The sequence below is a fragment of the Cupriavidus sp. JZ107 genome, assembly GCF_053903255.1.
In genome coordinates, this window is sequence record NZ_CP096480.1 from 1,451,733 (window position 1) to 1,470,153 (window position 18,421).

At 69.4% G+C, this 18,421-nt stretch carries 15 protein-coding genes; 7 read left to right on the forward strand and 8 right to left on the reverse strand.

What is annotated here, in order from left to right:
- The first annotated feature begins 5 nt into the window (after positions 1 to 5).
- From M1D55_RS06255 to M1D55_RS06270, 4 genes are all read left to right on the forward strand, one after another.
- Complete coding sequence (locus tag M1D55_RS06255) at positions 6 to 809, forward strand: enoyl-CoA hydratase/isomerase family protein (RefSeq protein ID WP_456280396.1); 804 nt, start codon at positions 6 to 8, stop codon at positions 807 to 809.
- An 86-nt stretch (positions 810 to 895) separates the two neighbouring features.
- The gene (locus M1D55_RS06260) at positions 896 to 1,888 is read left to right on the forward strand and encodes a tripartite tricarboxylate transporter substrate binding protein (RefSeq protein WP_456280397.1); all 993 of its coding nucleotides are present in this window, start codon (positions 896 to 898) and stop codon (positions 1,886 to 1,888) included.
- Between the two features lie 29 nt (positions 1,889 to 1,917).
- Positions 1,918 to 2,337, forward strand: a complete 420-nt coding sequence (locus M1D55_RS06265) for a PaaI family thioesterase (protein ID WP_023263634.1) — start codon at positions 1,918 to 1,920, stop codon at positions 2,335 to 2,337.
- Position 2,338: 1 nt separating this feature from the next.
- Positions 2,339 to 3,565, forward strand: a complete 1,227-nt coding sequence (locus M1D55_RS06270; protein ID WP_456280398.1) for a CaiB/BaiF CoA transferase family protein — start codon at positions 2,339 to 2,341, stop codon at positions 3,563 to 3,565.
- A gap of 34 nt (positions 3,566 to 3,599) precedes the next feature.
- On the opposite strand, the gene gcvA is transcribed toward M1D55_RS06270, so the two are convergent.
- Complete coding sequence (gene gcvA, locus M1D55_RS06275) at positions 3,600 to 4,496, reverse strand: transcriptional regulator GcvA (protein ID WP_064576697.1); 897 nt, start codon at positions 4,494 to 4,496, stop codon at positions 3,600 to 3,602.
- Between the two features lie 188 nt (positions 4,497 to 4,684).
- Here gcvA and M1D55_RS06280 point away from each other — a divergent pair, with 188 nt between their 5' ends.
- Both M1D55_RS06280 and dkgB read left to right on the forward strand, forming a co-directional pair.
- Entirely contained in the window at positions 4,685 to 5,560 is an 876-nt protein-coding gene (locus tag M1D55_RS06280; protein WP_064576698.1) for an oxidoreductase, read from the forward strand.
- Between the two features lie 316 nt (positions 5,561 to 5,876).
- The gene (dkgB, locus tag M1D55_RS06285; RefSeq protein ID WP_456280399.1) at positions 5,877 to 6,686 is read left to right on the forward strand and encodes a 2,5-didehydrogluconate reductase DkgB; all 810 of its coding nucleotides are present in this window, start codon (positions 5,877 to 5,879) and stop codon (positions 6,684 to 6,686) included.
- A gap of 125 nt (positions 6,687 to 6,811) precedes the next feature.
- Here the strand turns inward: dkgB and M1D55_RS06290 are convergent, their stop codons facing one another.
- The 3 genes from M1D55_RS06290 to M1D55_RS06300 are packed head-to-tail and all read right to left on the reverse strand — an operon-like array spanning position 6,812 to position 10,934.
- Positions 6,812 to 8,212 carry a nucleobase:cation symporter-2 family protein gene (locus tag M1D55_RS06290; protein ID WP_456280400.1) on the reverse strand — a complete coding sequence of 467 codons (1,401 nt, stop codon included), beginning with the start codon at positions 8,210 to 8,212 and terminating at the stop codon, positions 6,812 to 6,814.
- Positions 8,213 to 8,238: 26 nt separating this feature from the next.
- A complete protein-coding gene (locus M1D55_RS06295; RefSeq protein WP_456280401.1) occupies positions 8,239 to 10,461 on the reverse strand; it encodes a molybdopterin cofactor-binding domain-containing protein in 2,223 nt (740 codons plus the stop codon).
- Positions 10,458 to 10,934 carry a (2Fe-2S)-binding protein gene (locus M1D55_RS06300; RefSeq protein WP_064576702.1) on the reverse strand — a complete coding sequence of 159 codons (477 nt, stop codon included), beginning with the start codon at positions 10,932 to 10,934 and terminating at the stop codon, positions 10,458 to 10,460. The genes M1D55_RS06295 and M1D55_RS06300 overlap by 4 nt, the downstream gene beginning before the upstream one ends.
- Before the next feature lie 108 nt (positions 10,935 to 11,042).
- On the opposite strand from M1D55_RS06300, the gene M1D55_RS06305 reads away from it, so the two are divergent.
- Positions 11,043 to 12,077 (forward strand): LysR substrate-binding domain-containing protein, encoded by a 1,035-nt coding sequence (locus tag M1D55_RS06305; protein ID WP_064576703.1) that lies wholly within the window; start codon positions 11,043 to 11,045, stop codon positions 12,075 to 12,077.
- Here M1D55_RS06305 and M1D55_RS06310 read toward each other — a convergent pair.
- The 4 genes from M1D55_RS06310 to M1D55_RS06325 all read right to left on the reverse strand — a co-directional run bounded on the left by M1D55_RS06310 (position 12,052) and on the right by M1D55_RS06325 (position 18,402).
- The gene (locus M1D55_RS06310; protein WP_006579038.1) at positions 12,052 to 13,233 is read right to left on the reverse strand and encodes a zinc-dependent alcohol dehydrogenase; all 1,182 of its coding nucleotides are present in this window, start codon (positions 13,231 to 13,233) and stop codon (positions 12,052 to 12,054) included. The genes M1D55_RS06305 and M1D55_RS06310 overlap by 26 nt on opposite strands.
- Positions 13,234 to 13,606: 373 nt before the next feature.
- Positions 13,607 to 16,006, reverse strand: a complete 2,400-nt coding sequence (locus tag M1D55_RS06315) for a CHASE2 domain-containing protein (RefSeq protein WP_231906531.1) — start codon at positions 16,004 to 16,006, stop codon at positions 13,607 to 13,609.
- Positions 15,996 to 17,708 carry a FecR domain-containing protein gene (locus M1D55_RS06320; RefSeq protein ID WP_456280402.1) on the reverse strand — a complete coding sequence of 571 codons (1,713 nt, stop codon included), beginning with the start codon at positions 17,706 to 17,708 and terminating at the stop codon, positions 15,996 to 15,998. Before M1D55_RS06320 ends, M1D55_RS06315 begins: the two co-directional genes overlap by 11 nt.
- The gene (locus M1D55_RS06325) at positions 17,698 to 18,402 is read right to left on the reverse strand and encodes a response regulator transcription factor (protein WP_006579049.1); all 705 of its coding nucleotides are present in this window, start codon (positions 18,400 to 18,402) and stop codon (positions 17,698 to 17,700) included. Before M1D55_RS06325 ends, M1D55_RS06320 begins: the two co-directional genes overlap by 11 nt.
- Positions 18,403 to 18,421: the final 19 nt, after the last annotated feature.

Consider the following 18,421-nt stretch of genomic DNA (forward strand, 5'->3'; position numbering starts at 1 on the left):
GCGCGATGACCATACGATTCGATACCCACGGACCCGTGGCGGTACTGACCATCGATCGGCCCGAAGCGCTGAACGCGCTGGACGTCCCCGCGCTGCGCCAGCTGCGCGCGCACCTGTCAGCCGTGCGCGATCGCGACGACCTGCGCGTGGCGGTGCTGACCGGCGCCGGCACGCGGGCCTTCTGTGCCGGCGCGGACCTGAAGGGCACACGCGCATCGCCGGCCCCCTATCCGGAGGCGCTGTTTCGCGCGCCGGAGCCGGCGGCCGATCTCGGCCTCTACATCCGGCTGATGGACCTGACCGATCTGGGCCTGCACAAGCCGCTGGTCGCGGCGATCAACGGGCACTGCCTCGGTGCCGGGCTCGAGATCGCGCTGCAGTGCGATGTCCGTATCGCGGCGGAGTCGGCGAGCTTCGGCCTGCCGGAGGCCGCGGTCGGCTCGATTCCGGCGGTCTCCGGCCTGCATCGGCTGCTCAAGGCGGTGCCGGCCGCGCATGCCATGCAGATGGTGCTGACCGGCGAGCGCATCGATGCCGCGCAGGCGATGCGCATCGGCCTGGTGACCGAGGCACTGGCACCGGCGGCGCTGCATGACCGCGCGCTGGCCATTGCGGCCCGCATCGCGGCCAATGCGCCGCTGGCGGTGCAGGCCGTCAAGAAGCTGTCGCGGCAGACCAGCCATCTGAGCGAAGCCGATGCGCAGCAGCTGACCGAGCTCTACTGGGGCGCGCTGCGCGATACCGCGGACCGGATCGAGGGCCGCCAGGCCTTTGCCGAGAAGCGCCAACCCCGCTACACCGGCCGCTGACGGGCGCGCCGGGTCCCGATTGCCAACCAATGCGATAACCCACAAACGAATAAATCAACAAATCAACATACCGACAGGAGACGACCATGACAACGATGACCACCATCGCGCGCCTCGCGCGCACCGCGCTGGCCGGCATGCTGGCGCTCACCGCGCTCGGCGCCGCGGCGCAGGCCCCCTTCCCCACGCAGAAACCCATCACGCTGGTGGTCCCGTTCGCGCCGGGCGGCGGCAACGATATCCTGGCCCGCCTGATCGCACCGAAGATGGGCCAGGCGCTGGGCCAGACCATCGTGATCGAGAACAAGCCCGGCGCGGGCGGCAATCTGGGCGCCGACTACGTCGCTCATGCCGCTCCGGACGGCTATACGCTGGTGATCGCCTCCAGCCAGGTCACGATGAACCCGTTTCTCGGCATCAAGGTGCCGTTCAGGATCGAAGCGGATTTCGAGCCGGTGGGGCGGATCGCCTCGGTGCCGATCATGCTGGTCGCCAACAACCAGCAGCCGTTCCGCACGCTGCAGGATTTCATCGAGTACAGCCGCGCCAATCCGGGCAAGCTCAGCTACAGCAGCCCGGGCAACGGTACGCCGCAGCACCTGGCCGGCGAGGTCTTTGCGAAGCTGAACAAGACCGAACTGCTGCACGTTCCCTATCGCGGCACCGGCCCTTCGATCACCGACCTGATGGGCGGCCAGGTGCAGCTGTCCTTCGCGACCTTCGCCTCGGCCATCGAGTACGTGCGAGCCGGCCGGCTGCGCGCGCTGGGGATTGCGGGAACCAGGCGCACGCCATTGATGCCGGACCTGCCGACCTTCGCCGAGGCGGGCATCAGGGGCTACGACGCCGAGCTGTGGTACAGCCTGCTGGCGCCGGCGAAGACGCCCAGACCGGTGATCGACAGGATCAATGCCGCGATGCTCGCCGCGCTGAAGTCGCCGGAGGTGTCCGCGCAGATGGCAAGGCAGGGCTTCGAGCCGCAGGCCTCTTCGCCGGCGGAACTGAAGGCGCAGCTCGGCAAGGACATGGCGCGCTGGCAGCGGCTGATCCAGGAAAACGGCATCAAGGTGGGGCTGTGAACGACCGCGCCATCACCCCGCCGGCCCCAATGACCCCATTCGCCGCCACGGTGCCGCCGGCGGACAATCCGCTGCTCGACTACCTCGGCATCCGGCTTGCCAGCGTCGGCGACGGCCACTGCGTATTCGAGCTCGATCTGGAGCCGCGCCACCTGAACCGCCAGGGCAGCGTGCAGGGCGGCGTCATCGCGACGATGCTGGACGCCGCCTGTGGCTATGCCGGCCTGCCCGTGGGACCGGACGGCGCGCTCGGGCACGCCGCCACCGCCATGCTGTCGATCAGCTACCTCAGCAAGGCCAGCGCGGGGCGGCTGCGCGCCATGGCCTCGGTGACCCGCGCCGGCAACAGCCTGTACTTCGCCTCGGCGCAATTGACTTCCGATGCCGGCGTGCTGATCGCCACCGCGCAGGGGACGTTCAAACGCGCCCGTCCCCGTCTGGAGAACTGACATGTTGCGCGACGCACTGCACGGCCTGACCGTGATCGACTTCACGCAGATTGGCGCGGGGCCGACCTGCACCATGCTGCTGGCCGACATGGGAGCGCGTGTCATCAAGGTTGAACCGCCGGGCGGCGAACTGGGACGCGGCCTCGGTCCCGGCTGGATCGGCGACGATGCCGCGCTGTTTCACGGCTTCAACCGCAACAAGCTGGGCGTGGCGCTGGACCTGAAGACGCCGGACGGCATCGCCGTGGCGCGCAGGCTGAGCGCCGGCGCCGACATCGTGGTAGAGAGCATGCGCCCCGGCGTGATGGATCGGCTTGGACTCGGATACGCGGCATTGGCCGAGGCGCATCCGAGCCTGATCTATTGCTCGATCTCGGCTTATGGACAGCACGGACCGTACGCGCACCGGGCCGGGGTCGACGGCATCATGCAGGCCGATTCGGGCTTGATGAGCCTGATCGGCACGCCCGACGGCGAGCCGTGCAAGGTGCAGGCGCCGGTCGTCGACGTGATGACCGGCTACGTCGCCTGCATGGGCATCCTGGCCAAACTGGCCCAACGGTCCCGCGACGGACAGGGCGGCCACCTCGACGTCAGCCTGTTCAACGCGGCGCTGGCGCTGCAACAGTCGTCGCTGACCAGCTTTTGCGCCGACGGCCAGGCGCCCCAACGCGTCGGCAGCGCGGCACCGTATTCGGCGCCGAACCAGGCGTTTCGCACCGCCGACGGCTGGATCATGGTCGCCGCCTACATGCCCGAACGCTGGCGCCGGCTGTGCGAGGTGCTCGGCCTGCAATCGCTGGCCGACGATCCGCGCTTTGCCACCTCGCCACTGCGGGTGGCGAACCGCGTTGCGATGGTCGATGCATTGAACCGCGCGTTCGGCACGCGGCCGACCGACACCTGGCTGGCGCTGCTGCAGCAGGCGGACATCCTGTGCGCGCCCGTCGCGACCTACGACGACGTGATGGCGCACCCTCAGCTGGCGGCCAATGGCATGCTGCAGACCGTGCCTCACCCCACGCTGGGCGGCATCCGCATGCCGGGGTTCCCGATCAACAGCGCACCAGAAAATGCACGTCCGGCCCGGCCGGCGCCCGCATGCGGCGAGCATACCGAGGCGGTGCTGGGCCAGCTCGGCTACAGCGGCGGCGACATCGCCAGGCTGCGTGCGAGCGGTGCGATCCACTGCGCCGACGTTGCCGCGCCCGCCGCCACGGCGGCGTGAGTCGCGACAATCCTCGCGACGATATCGCGTCGTCCTACTGCTGCGCCGCGAACTGCGCCAGCAGCCACTGCCGGAACACCGTCATGCTTGGGCTTTCCTTGCGGTCGGCCGGCGTCAGCAGGTAGTAGGTGAAATCGCCCATGTCGACGGCCTGACGGAATGGCGCGACGAGCCGGCCGGCCTCCAGGTCGGCCGCCACCAGAAAGCGCTGCGCGATCGCAAAGCCCTGCCCTTCGATGGCGGCCGCGTAGGCCATCGCCGAGCTCTGGTAGGTCATGCCGCCGCGCGCATCGACGTCCCGTTCCGCGCGCACCGAACGCAGCCAGTGCGCCCAGTCGTCGGGCCGGGCAATCGAATGCAGCAAGGTGTGGTGCCGGAGGTCGGCCGGCTTCCTGACCTTCGGCCCGGCGGCGAGCAGCCCGGGACTGCAGACCGGCACCAGGATGTTCGACACCAGCCGGTAGGCGTTCGCCCCGCTCCACTTGCCGTCGCCGAGCCGGATCGCGCCGTCGATGTCCTCCTTGCGGAAGTCGACCGGATCGAGCGACGCGGTCAGCAACACCTCGATGCCGCGGTTTGCCGCATGAAAGCTCGACAGCCGCGGGATCAGCCAACGCATCGCGAAGGTAGTGTAGGCACGCACCTTCAGCTGCTTGCGTTTCGCCCGCTTGTTCAGACGAGTGGTGGCCTCGCGCAGGTCGTCCATCGCCCGCGTGACCGCGCGGTAGTAGTCCTCGCCGGCGCTGGTCAGCGCAATCTGCCGATGTCCGCGGTGCAGCAGCTGCACGCCAAGCCCCTCCTCCAGCCCGCGGATCTGGCGGCTGACGGCGCCGGGCGTCACATGCAGCTCCTGCGCGGCCGCCGTGATGCTCAGGTGCCGGCCCGCGGCCTCGAAGGCGCGCAACGCGTTCAGTGGGGGCAGTTTGTCCATGGCGGCGAGTCTGCCATACGGTTGAGCTTTGCTCAATCGAAATGCACCGGTCAAACAGACAACCGTTGGTTGCTATTGAAGCGCCATTACATCGCATTGTGTGAAGAGATCCGCGAGCCTACATTGGACTGCGTGGCCACGGCCATTTCGAACCTCACCCAACGCAGCATCCTCACAGGAGAATCATCATGTCCGCCACCATCAACACCCGCGCCAGCAACGACAGCAAGGTCTGGTTCATCACCGGCGCTTCGCGGGGCTTCGGCCTGGAGCTGACGCGCGCCGCACTGGCTCGCGGCGACCGCGTCGTCGCCACCGCGCGCCGCCCCGAAACGATCGCTGCCGCGCTGGGCGAGCACGCGAACCTGTTGAGCGTGGCGCTGGACGTCACCAACGAGGCGCAGGCCATCGCCGCCGCCGATGCCGCGGTCGCACGGTTCGGCCGCATCGACGTGCTGGTCAACAACGCGGGCTACGGCCTGCTCGGCGCGGTGGAAGAGGCGTCGGCGAAGGAAGTCGAGCAGCAGTTCGCCACCAATGTGTTCGGCGTGCTGGCCGTGACGCGCGCGGTGCTGCCGCAGATGCGCCGCCAGCGCAGCGGGCACGTGATCAATATCTCGTCGATCGGCGGCTATGCGGCCTATCCTGGCTGGGGTGTGTATGGTGCGACCAAGTTCGCGGTCGAGGGGCTGACCGAGGCGCTCGATGCGGAACTGGCACCGCTGGGCGTGCGGGCTACCGTGGTCGAGCCCGGCTTCTTCCGTACGGACTTCCTCGACGACAGCTCGCTGGTGCGCGTGCGCTCGGAGATCGCCGCCTATGCCGAGACCGTCGGCGCGATGCGTGGCCACATGGCATCGGCCAATCACCAGCAGCCGGGCGACCCCGTCAAGCTGGCCGCCGCGCTGCTGGCGCTGGCCGACAGCGACTCACCGCCGGTGCGGCTGCCCCTCGGCTCGGACACGGTGGCCCGCATTACGGAGAAGAACCGCAAGGTCGAAGCGGAACTGTCGGCATGGCGGGCGCTGGCGGTGTCGACCGACCATGACGACGTGCGGGTGTGATGGGGCGGCGTGGGCAATGCCACTGGGGTGATGGCACTACCCCTTGCCCTCTCCCCCGGCCCCTCTCCCGCAAGCGGGAGAGGGGAGAAAACCGCCGGCATGCGAAGCGGTCCGGGAAGCAGCGATGGCAACCGTGCTGGCGACACACTGCTCCCTCTCCCGCCTGCGGGAGAGGGCTGGGGAGAGGGCAAGGCGTCCCCCAACCCCCTACCCTTGATCGTCAGGCAACAATCATTTGACGGCACAGGGCTGTTTCTTCCCGTCAATCGGCACCACAATGCGCCGAATCCCCAATCACGCATTCCTGGAGCCCACCATGACGCAAACGATTCCCGCCTTCGGCCTCGGCACGTTCCGCCTGACCGGCCAGACCGTGATCGACTCGGTCAAGAACGCCTTGTCGCTCGGCTATCGGCTGATCGATACCGCGCAGATCTACGGCAACGAGGCCGAGGTCGGCCAGGCCATCACGCAGAGCGGTGTTGCCCGCAAGGACCTGTTCGTCACGACCAAGATCTGGACCGACAACCTGGCCGGCGACAAGCTGATCCCCAGCCTGAAGGACAGCCTGACCAGGCTGCGCACCGAGCAGGTCGACCTGACGCTGATCCACTGGCCGTCGCCGAACGGCGCGGTACCGCTGCCCGAATACATGGCCGCGCTGGCCGAGGCCAAGGCGCAGGGCCTGACGCGGCTGATCGGGGTGTCGAACTTCACGGTGTCGCTGCTCGACCAGGCCATCGCCGCGGTCGGCGCGCGCGAGATCGCGACCAACCAGGTCGAGATCCATCCCTATCTGCAGAACCGCGAGCTGGTCGAGCACGCTCGCGGCCAGGGTATCCACCTGACCTCGTACATGACGCTGGCCTACGGCAAGGTGCTGCAGGACCCGGTCATCCAGGCCATCGCGCAGGCGCACGGCGCCACGCCGGCCCAGGTCGCGCTGGCCTGGGCACTGCAGCAGGGCTTTGCGGTGATCCCGTCGTCGACCAAGCGCGAGAACCTCGCCAGCAACCTGCAGGCGCAGCAGCTGCGCCTGACCGACGACGAGATGGCCAAGATCGCCACGCTCGATCGCGGCGACCGGCTGGCCAATCCGGAAGGCATCGCGCCCGCCTGGGATTGACCTACCCTCCTCGTGGCCCCGTCGTCCCCGCGAAAGCGGGGACCCAGCGGCTTTGAGCCTATGTCGTGCCTAGAGTCACTGGGTCCCCGCGTGCGCGGGGACGACGGGGTTCCCTTTTTGCAGGATCACCGGCCTGGCTGCAGGGCCTGATCGCTTCCCTGCGCGTCGCCCTGCGGCAGCGCGTGCGGATCGCTGCGCGGCACGCCGTTGAACAGCAGGTTCAGCAGTACCGATAGCACGCAGGCCAGCAGGATACTGCTGTGCATCAGCGGCTGCAGCCACTTCGGCAGATGGTGGAACAGCGTCGGCGCAAAGGTCGGCAGCAGCGAGATCGCCAGCGTCGCCGCGACGATATAGACGTTGTGCCGCTGCGATTCGAAATCGACCCGCCCCAGTGTGCGCACCCCAGCGGCGGTCACCACGCCGAACATGAACAGCGCCGCGCCGCCCAGCGCCGGCAGCGGCACCGAGGCCACCACGGTCGCCATCTTGGGGAACAGCCCCAGCACGCACAGGATCACGCCGGCGGCCACCACCACCCAGCGGCTCTTGACGCCGGTCACCACCAGCAGCCCGATGTTCTGGCTGTAGATCGTGTACGGAAAACCGTTCAACGCGCCGCCGATCACGCTGGCCAGCCCATTGGCGCGCAGGCCGTCGGTCATCTCGCGCGGCGTCAGTGTCTTGCCGACGACGTCGCCGGTCGCCAGGAACAGGCCCATCGATTCGATCATGATGATCACCATCACGACCACGATGGTCGCGACCGCGAGCGGATCGAACACGGGCCAGCCGAAGTAGAACGGCCGGATCACGTCCACCATCGGCGCCTCGGCGACGCCGGCGAAGTCGACCATGCCGAAGGGAATCGCCACCAGCATGCCGGCCGCCAGCGCCAGCAGCACCGAGACATTGGTCCAGAATCCCTTGAGCCAGCGGTTGATCACCAGGATCAGCGCGAAGACGAAGCCGGCCAGCGCCAGGTTGTGTGGCGCGCCGAAGTCCGGCGCGCCCTTGCCGCCGCCGATCCAGTTCACGCCGACCGGGAACAGCGACAGCCCCACCACCATCACGATGGAGCCGCCGACGATCGGCGGGAAGAAACGCACCAGCCTGCCGAATACCGGCGAAATCAGCATCGTCAGCAAGCCGCCCGCCATCACCGCACCGATCACCGCGGGCAGGCCCAGGCCCGGATTGGTGGCGATCACCAGGATCGGCGGGATCGCGCTGAAGGCGACGCCCTGCATCACCGGCATCCGCACGCCGATGCGCCAGAAGCCGGCCGATTGCAGGATCGTCGCAATACCGCAAGTAAAGAGGTCGGCGTTGATCAGCACGGCCACCGCTTCCTTCGGCAGCTTCAGCGCGGTGGCGATGATCATCGGCACTGCGATCGCGCCGACATACATCACCAGCACATGCTGAAAGCCGAGCATCAGCAGCGGCCCGGTGGCGGGCACCGCATCGACGGGCGCGCGCGCCGGCGCCGCGGTGCCGCGCACCGCGTCGTGTTGGACTTTCATGGGGGTATCTCCTTGCGGATCTCGCGTCAGGCGAAGCGGAACGGCGTCGCGCGCAGGCGCTTGCCGGTCGCCGCGAAAATCGCGTTGCCGATCGCCGGTACCACCGGCGGATTGGACAGTTCGCCGACGCCGCTGGGCGCCCGGCCCGACGGCGGCATCAGCTCGATGTCCAGCCGCGGCGCATCGGTGATCCGCACCACCGGATAGTCGTGGTAGTTGCTGATGCGCACGGTGCCGTGGTCGATCGGCACCTCGTTCATCATCGCCGTCGACACGCCCCAGTACAGCCCGCCCGCCAGCTGCTGCCGCACCGAGCTTGGATCGACCGCCAGGCCGCAATCGACCACGCAGCTGAGCCGGTGCACGGTGATCGCGCGCTCCCTGACCTCGACCTCCGCGACCACCGCGATATAGCTCTTGTAGCCCTGATAGGTCGCGATGCCGAGTCCGCGTCCGGGCGCCGATGCCCGGGGCCAGCCGGCCAGCGCGGCGGCGCGCTCGAGCACCGCCAGATGCTCGGGCCGCTCGCGCAGCAGGCGGCGGCGATAGGCGAGCGGGTCCTGCCCCGCCGCGTGCGCGGCCTCGTCGATCAGGCTCTCGATCGCGAAGACGTTCGGCACGTAGCTGACCGCGCGCCACCACCAGATCGGCAGCTTCGGCTCGACCCGCACCCACGCCAGGTCCAGCGTGCCGATGTCGTAGTAGAAGTCGTCGCGCATCGCCTCGGTGCAGCTCGGATCCACCGGCACCTTGGCGAGGAAGCCGGGATCGTCGGGCTCCTTGATCGACGGCGTCACCGCGCGCAGGCTGAAGGCGGCGATGCCGCCGTCGCGGTCGAGCGCGGCGCGCGCCTTGTGGACGCTGGCGGTCTGGTAGAACAGGCCGCGCATATCGTCCTCGCGGCTGTAGATCAGCTTGACCGGCTTGCCGACGCGGCGCGAGATGTAGGTGGCCTCGAGAATCTGATGCATGCCCTCGCGCGCGCCGAAGCTGCCGCCGGCCTCGGTCAGATGGATCCTGACCTTGTCGGCCGGCACGCCGGCGATGGTTTCGGCCGCCTGCGCGCAGCGCGACGGCACCTGGATGCCGCCCCAGTATTCGACGATGCCGTCGTGCACCCACGCCACCACGCTGAGCGGCTCCATCTGCGCGTGGGCCTTGTAAGGCATCGTGTAGACGCCTTCGACGACCTTGTCGGCACGAGCGAACGCCGCTGCGGCATCGCCCTTGACCTTGCTCTTGGCGCCGGGATCGTCGACATGCCGCGCCAGCTCGCGCAGCGCACCCTCGGCGCTGAAGTCCGCCATGTCGCTATCACCCCATTGGACCTTCAACGCCTGGCGTGCGCGCTGCGCGGCCCAGAAGTGGTCGGCGACGATGGCCACGCCGGGCTGGCAGGCGCCGTTGTCGGGCACGGCCGGGCCCATGCCGGGACGGAAATGCGCGATCGCCGCCGGGATCTCGGTCGCAAACACGTCGCGCACGCCCGGCATCGCCTTGATTTCGGCCGCGTTGAACGACACCACGGGGGCATGGATCACCGGCGGATGCACGACGATCGCGGTCAGCATGCCGGGCAGCTTGATATCGACCGCGTATTGGGCCCGGCCGGTCAGCTTGTCGGCGACGCGGTAGCTGCTGCGCTCCTTGCCGATCAGCACGAAGTCCTCGGGTCGCTTGAGCACGACCTCCTTGGGCACCGGCTGGCGCGCCGCGCCTTCGGCGAGATCGCCGTAGCCGAGCCGGCGCGAACCCGAAGCGTCGACCACCATGCCGTTGCTCGTGCGGCAACTCGCCGGATCGACCCGCCAGCGCTGCGCGGCCTCGGCCACCAGCATCGCGCGCGCAGTGGCGCCGGCGCGCCGCAGCGTATTCCATTCGAGCGGTACGCTGGTGCTGCCGCCGGTTGCGTGCATGCCCCACAGCGGATGGATATAGACCTGCGCCAGCGGATCGTCGGGCTGCACCACGCGTACGCGCGACCAGTCTGCATCGAGCTCTTCGGCCAGCATCAGCCCGAGCGCGTTCTTGACGCCGGTGCCGCTGTCGAACTTGTGCACCACCAGCAGTACCTCGCCTTGCGGCGTGATGCGGACCCACGCGTTCGGCGCGAAGGCCGCGCCGGAGGACGGTGCACCAGGCGATGCCCCCGCGGACGCGCCGGCCGCTCGCACGCCACCGGCGCCCAGCTCCAGCATCAGGCCACCGGCCAGCGCCGCCCCGCTCTTCAGGAAGTCGCGTCGCTTCATGCCGGCCTCCCGCTGCGCAGTTCGGCCGCGGCGCGATGGATCGCGCGCCGGATCCGGTCATAGGTGCCGCAGCGGCAGATATTGCCCGCCATCGCCGCATCGATATCGCTGTCGCTGGGCGTTGGCTTCCGCGCCAGCAGCGCGGCGGCCGACATCAGCTGCCCCGACTGGCAGTAGCCGCATTGCGGCACGTCCTCGGCCTGCCACGCGCGCTGCAGCACGTGCAGCGCGTCCGGTTTGCCCAGCCCCTCGATCGTCGTCACGCGCTTGCCGGCGACGCTGGACAACGGGGTCTGGCAGGCACGCACGGCCTGCCCGTCGACATGGACCGTACAGGCGCCGCACAGCCCCATGCCGCAGCCGTACTTGGTGCCGGTCAGATCCAGCTGGTCGCGCAACACCCACAGCAGCGGCGTATCCGCGGGGGCGTCCACCCGTCGGCGGGCGCCATTGACATCGAGCTTGGTGGTCATCGTGGTCTCCTCGGCCGCCCCTCTGGCGTGGACGGATCAGGGAAAGCCTAGGTGTCGCGCAACCATATGTGAAATATGATTTTGGAATCCAATCCATACGGATCGCATATGGATCTCCGCCAGTTGCGCTATTTCATCGCGGTTGCCGAGGAAGGCAACTACAGCCGCGCCGCCGAACGCCTGCATATCTCGCAGCCGCCGCTGAGCCAGCAGATCAAGTCGCTCGAGGGCGCGCTGCGGGTCACGCTGTTCGAGCGCGGCCGCCATGGCGCGCGGCTGACGCGGGCCGGCGAGGCGCTGCTGACGCGCGCGCGGCGCATCGTCGACGACTGCGAATCGGTGGAACGGCAGGTGCGGCGCGTTGCCGATGGGCTCGAAGGCTATCTGCGCATCGGCATCATCAACTCGGTGATGTACGGCCCGCTGCCGCTGACGCTGCGCCAGTTCCAGCTGCGCAATCCCGGCGTCGAATGGACGCTGCACGAACTGCTGCCCGACCAGCAGTACGAGGCGCTGGCGCGCGGCCGCATCGACGTCGGTTTCTCGTGCAGCACGGCCGCGCGCAGCGATCTGCGCTCGATCCTGGTCTATGCGCAGCCGCTGATGGTGGCGATGGCGGCCGACCATCCGCTCGCGGGCGCGGACCGCGTCTCGCTGCGGCAGCTGTCCGGCGATGCCTTCGTGCTGCTGAACATGCAAAGCCCGATGATCCGCAATGTGCTGGCCGCCTGCCTGCGCGACGGCTTCGAGCCGCGCGTGATGCACGAATCGGTCGATCCGGAGACGGTGCTGGGACTGGTCGGCGCCGGCGTCGGCGTCAGCGTGCTGCCGGCCTCGCTGTCGGCCACGCGGCGCGACGACGTCAGCTACGTGCCGCTGGCCGCGCGTGGACTCGATGCCGACCTGCACGCGACGGTGCGGCGCGAGCATGCGCTGCCCGCGCTGGAGCGTTTTCTCGCGCTGCTGGAGGACGTGACACGGGCCTGGCACCGCGAGGTGTTCGGCGCCGGGGCCACGCCGGGCGGCGCGGCCTGGGCGGTGGCCGCAAAACGGGAGGAGAACCGGGCGGGGAAGCGGGAGAAGAAGCGGGACGTCCCGCGCAAGGCCGGCCGCAAGGTCAGGCCGGCGTCATCACGACCTTGATGCAGCCGTCGTGCTTGTCGCGGAAGGTCTCGTACATGGACGGGCCGTCCGCCAGCTTGACGCGATGCGAGATCACGAAGGTCGGATCGATCTGCCTGTCGATGATGCGCTGGAGCAGATCGTCGGTCCAGCGGTTGACGTGGGTCTGGCCGGTACGGATGGTCAGCCCCTTGTTCATCAGCGCGCCCATCGGGATCTTGTCGACCAGTCCGCCGTAGACGCCGGGAATCGACACGATGCCGCCGGGCCGGCAGACATAGATCATCTCGCGCAGCACGTGCGGGCGATCGGTCTCCAGCATCACGGCCTGCTTGACGCGGTCGTAGATCGAATCGAGCGAACGGGTCGCATGCGCTTCGAGACCGACCGCGTCGATGCACTTGTCGGGGCCCTTGCCATGCGTGATCTCGTTGAGCGCCTCCAGCACGCTCTGGTTCTCGAAATCGATCAACGTCACGCGGTCGGGACCGAGCTGCTGCGCCATCCGCAGGCGCTCCGGCACGCGGTCGATCACCACCACCTGCTTCGCGCCCATCAACAGCGCCGACAGGATGCAGAACTGGCCCACCGGTCCCGCGCCCCAGATCGCGACGATATCGTCCGGCTGGATGTCGCACTGCGCCGCCGCCTGCCAGCCGGTCGGCAGGATATCGCCGAGAAACAGCACCTGCTCGTCGCTCAGTTCGGCCGGCACCTTGACCGGCGCCACGTCGGCATAGGGCACGCGCACGTATTCGGCCTGCCCGCCCGCATAGCCCCCGGTCAGATGGGTGTAGCCGAACAGCCCGGCGGTGGTATGGCCGAACATCTTGTCGGCCGCTTCCTTGTTGCGGTTGGTGCGCTCGCACACCGAGAAATTGCCGCGCCGGCATTGGTCGCATTCGCCGCAGATGATCGTAAACGGCACCACCACGCGGTCGCCGACGCGCAACCGGCGGTTCTGCGCGCCGACCTCGACGACCTCGCCCATGAACTCGTGGCCCATGATGTCGCCGTGCTCCATGCCGGGCACGAATCCATCGTACAGATGCAGGTCCGAGCCGCAGATCGCGCAGCTGCTGACGCGGATGATAGCGTCGCGCGGGTGTTCGATCACCGGGTCGGGAACGGTGTCATAGCGGATATCGTGCTTGCCGTGCCAGCAAAGGGCTTTCATCGCGGGCTCCCCAGGGAAGAGCGGCACGCCAGTCGCGCCGCATGGGGCGGGAATGCAAGCGCTGTTCCACGGGGATGACGGGCGGGTGCGAGTCCCGATGTCTCCCTTCGGTGGCACGCGGCGGCGCGAAACTTACATGTGGGGGAAGAAGTTTCAAGCCGGCCGCAGGAAGGCGAAAGGACCGCCGAGGCCCGCCCGATGCGGGTGTTGCCTCCCCTCGCCCGCCGGCGGGAGAGGGGCCGGGGGAGAGGGCAGCGGCGCTCGCCAATGCCATCGCGGCTTGAACCGCCCGTTCCCTCTCCCCAGCCATCTCGCGCAAGCGGGAGAGGGAGCCTGATGTTGCTAATGCAAAGCGTGTCGGCGGTACCAGGCCTCAACCCGGCAACGTGATCAGGAACGTCGTGCCGCGTCCCGGCGCGCTGTCGACGCCGACATGGCCGCCGTGCCGCTCGACCACGGTCTTGACGAACAGCAGTCCCAGCCCGCTGCCCTCGCGCACCGGACGGCCCTCCTCCTGCAGCCGGCTGAACGGCTGGAACAGCCGCGCCTGTTCCTCGGGGGCGATGCCGGGCCCCTGGTCGGAGACCGACACCATCAGGCCGCCGTCGCTGCCGTCGTCGTGCCGCACGCGGCCGGCGCGCACGGTCACGGTGCCGCCCGGCGGGCTGTACTTGACCGCGTTGTCGATCAGATTCGACACGGCGCGCATCAGCAACGCCGCTTCGCCATACAGCATCATCTCCTCGTTGCCGGTCTGCACCGCGACGGTCACGCGGCGGGCCTGCGCCAGCGCCCACAGCGAATCGGCGGCGTCCATCAGCACCGTGGTCAGGTCGATCTCCGCAAAGCGCAGATGCTGCGATTCGGCCCGCGCCAGCTGGATGAAATCGTCGGCCAGCGCCAGCGTGCGGCCGGCGTGATGGCGGATGCGGTCGAGCAGCACCGGCGGTTCCAGCGCGCGCGTGGGGTCGGCCTGCAATTCGACGAGCGCAAGGATCGACGCCTGCGGCGAGCGCATGTCGTGCGAGATGAAGCGCAGCGTTTCCTCGCGCTGGCGCTCGGCCAGCCGTACCTGCGTGATGTCGATGAAGCTGACGCTGAAGCCGGCGACCTCGCCCCCGTTGCCGCGCAGCGGCGCTCCGCGCAACAGCATCGCGCGCTGGTCATGCGTCTGCAGCTCGACCCCGGCGCGCTCGCCCCGCGTCGGCGCCGCGCCGCTGTCGGCCGCGCGCCTGAGCCGATCCCAGTATTCGAGTCCGCCCTGCGGCGGCGCGAAGATGTCGGCGATCAGCGTATCGAGCAGCGGGCGCGCCCCGCCCTCGGCATTGAGCGAGGACAGCAGCCGCGGCGACAGCGCGACCGCGCCGGCATTGGCCAGCAGGATGCTGCCGTCGGCATCGCAGATCACCGTCGCATCGGGCAGGTTTTCCAGCCCGTCGGACAGCAGGCGGCGCAGGTCGCGCTGCCGCGTGATCATCCGGTACAGCGCGCTCATGCGGGTGTCCAGCGTGCCGCCGGCCAGCGGCGGCGCGCTCTTGCTGCCGGGCAGCGCCGGCTCGCGTTCGAGCCGCGCGACTTCGGCCGACAGGAAGCTTAGCGCCGATTCCTGCCGGCGCCAGCTCCACAGCGGGTAGAACACCAGGCAGGCGAGGATCGCCGGTACCGGCGAGAACCACAGCCGATCGAAATGCATCAGCGCGACGCTGGCGCCGAACAGGCCGACGATCACCGCCGCGCTGACCAGCAGCGCATCGCGCGGCGACATCAGCAGCGCGGCCAGGCAGGCCAGCAGCACCGGCAGCAGCGTCAGCGGCCAGTACCAGGCGCGCGGCACCGGCACGATGCCGTTGTCGTCGAGCAGCGCCTGCGCGGAATTGGCCAGCAGCTCGACGCCGCTGATGCCGGCGCCGTTCTTCGACAGCGGCGCGGAGAACATGTCGCCGAGGCCGGTTGCGCCGGCGCCGACCAGCACCAGCTTGTCGCGGAACAGCTCGGGCGGAATCGCGCCGCTCAGCACGTCGATCGCCGACACCGTGCGGAAGGTGCCGATCGGCCCGGCGAACGGGATGCCCAGCCGATAGCGCCGATGCCATTCGCCGGACAGCGTCTCGTCGACCGGCACCTGCCGGTAGCTTGCCAGCGGCCGCTGCGGCTGGCCGAACTGCACGAGGCGCACGACGAAATGGTCGAGCATCTGGCCCGGCAGCCCTTCCTGCAGGTAGATATGGCGGGCCAGCCCGTCGACATCGGTCGCGATATTGATATGGCCGACGTCCGCGCCCAGCGCCGGCAGCGGATAGTTCAGGCGGTAGCCGTCCCGCACCGGCTCGGCCAGCGCGGGAATGATCACGTTGCCGGCGCGCGCCATGCTGACGGCCAGCGCCTCGTCGTCCTCGGGATGGCGCCAGTCCGGCTCCACCAGCAGCACGTCGAGACCGATCACGCGCGCGCCGCCGTCGGCCAGCCGATCGACGAGCCCGGCCAGCAGCGAACGGCGCCACGGCCAGCGGCCCACCGCGGACAGCGATTCATCGTCGATCGAGACGATCAGGATGTCGTCGCGCGGCGCGTGCTGCTGCGCGGCGATACCGATGTCGTAGACGGCGAGGTCCAGCCGCTGGCTGGCGCCGAAATCGGCGCGCACCGCGGCCAGCACCATCACCAGCATGGTCAGCACCAGCCATTCGATCAGCGTGCGCCGATGAAAGCCCGCGATCAGGCCGCTGCCCGCGGCGGTGCGCAACTGGGGCAGACGGAACCGGCTATCCGCCACGGCGCACACTGCCGGCGGCAGTTCCGATCGGAGCTCCCGTGCCGTCGCGCAGATGCTCGTGGACTTCGATGCGTTGCGGCGCCGAGAACGGCGACTCGCTGCCGTCGCGCTCGATGCGCCCGACCCGCACGTAATAGACGCCGGCCGGCGGCCGCGGCAGCGCCGCGGTGTCCGACTCGATGCGCTGGTCCTGCAGCGGCCGGGCAAAGCGCGGCTCGTCGGCCAGCTGCACCCGATAGGCCAGCGGCGCGAAGGCGGCCGATTGTCCGGCCGCGCCCCAGCGCAGCCGCAGCGGGCCACCGTTGTCCTCGACCACGGCGACGCCCGGCGCCGGCGGCAGGATGCGGAACGGCACCGGCGCGCTCCACGGCCCGGCCTGCCCCTTGGCATCGATGGAACGCACGCGCCACCACCAGTCGCCCGGCGCCAGCGTCTGCTGCGTGCCCGCCTCGCGGGTGCTGCCCTGCGCGGCCAGCGTGCCGAAACTCTCATCGGAGGCGATTTCGAAGCGGTACTCGACGGCGCTGTCGACCGCCGCCCATTGCAGTTGCACTACGGCGCCATGCACCGTGCTGCGCGGCGCCGGCTCGACCGTATAGGGCGCCGGCGGATTGAGCCGCACGGTCAGCGGCGCGATCGCCGCGTTGCCGGGAATACGGTTGCGGTCGATCGCACGCACCTCGACATAGGCTGCCCCATCGGGCAAGCCCGTCAGCGCCGCGGACGCGGGCGTGACGGTACTGGCGAACACCGCTTCGGTACGCTCGGCATCGCGCGTGACGCGCACCAGGTAGCCGATCGCGCCCTTGACCGGCTGCCAGCCCACTTCGGCGTGGCTGGCGTAGATGGGCTCGGCCGGCACCGCGCTCAGCGTCGGCGCGGCCAGCAGCGTGTGCACCACCGCGTCGCCCGCGCTGCCGACGGCGATGCCGTGGCCGGCCGTGACGGTCCGCCTGGCGCGCCGCGCGCGCACCGCCACGGTTCCCTCGAGCACCGCGCTGCTGTTGGCGCGCCGGCCAGGTTCGTCGGGTTGGCCCGCGTCGACGGCGTAGCGGGTGCCGCGCACCCCGGTGACCATCATCGGCGTGCGGATCTCGAAGCGGCCCACGCCGGTGCCCGCGGGCGCGACGCGCGATTCGATGCCGCCGCGGTCGACCTGCATCACGGTGTCGCCCAGGCCCGTGCCCGCGAACACGCGCAGGCGCTTGACCTGCAGCCGAGTGCTCGGCGGCATCGCGACGCGGGTGCCGTCGGGCAGCTCGAACGTGACCAGGCCATCGGCGCCGGTTTGCAACCAGGCCGCCTCGTCGACGCGCATGCCGGGCCGCAGCGCCGCGCCGTTGGCATCGGCCTGTCCGACCACCGACACCACGCGCGCGCTGGCGACCGTCACCGGAATGCGCGCGAGCGGAATGCGGACATGGGTGCCGACCGGCAGCCGATACGGATCGGCGACGCGGTTCAGCGCCTGCAGCTCGCGCCAGACGTCGGCGCGGCCGGTATAGCGCTGCGCCACCCAGAACAGCGTATCGCCCGGTTCCACCTGGTGCAGGAAATATTCGCCGTCGGCACCGGCCGGGCCCGCCTGCGCCGGTGCGAATGCCAGCAGCGTCCATGCGGCAACGGCGGCCCGTACGACCGTGACGACCGTGACGGTCGCGGCGGCCCCGGTGGTCGTCAGCACACCACCCTTACGCACCATCGGCCTGCCCCGCGCAGCGCTCGAAACGATAGCCGTAGGAGTACACCGAGGCGAGCCGCACGCCGTTCTCCGGCCGCAGGCCGAGCTTGATGCGCAGCCGCGACAGATGGGTGTCCAGCGTGCGCGAACTGGCGCCAAGCGAGCGCCCCCAGACCGCCTGCTCGACGACGTCGCGCGCCAGCAGCCGGTCCATGTTGCGGAACAGATAGAGCGCCAGATCGAATTCGCGCGGCGCGATATCGACCTCGACGCCGTTCAGGCTGGCGGTACGCGCCACCGGGTCGAGGCGATAGGCGCCCACCACGATGGCCTCGTTGGCCGGGGCCGACGGATAGGTCCGGCGCAGCAGCGCGCCCACCCGCGCCAGCAGCTCGCCCCTTCGCACCGGCTTGATCATGTAGTCGTCGGCGCCGCCGGCCAATCCCGTGACGATGTCCTCTTCCAGCGACCGGCTGGTCAGGAACAGGATCGGCGGGTATTGGCCCGAATGCAGCCGCACGTGCGTTACCACGTCATAGCCGCTGATATCTGGCAACTGCCAGTCCATCACCAGCAGGTCGTACGAGCGCTCGCGCATTGCGCGCAAAAAGGCCTTGCCGCTCGAATAACTGTCGCAGGTATGCCCGGCGCTGATCAGGATCTGCTGAATCAGTTCGGCCTGGCTGGGATCGTCTTCGACCGATGCGATGTTCATGTTCTTCTCGGTTACAGGT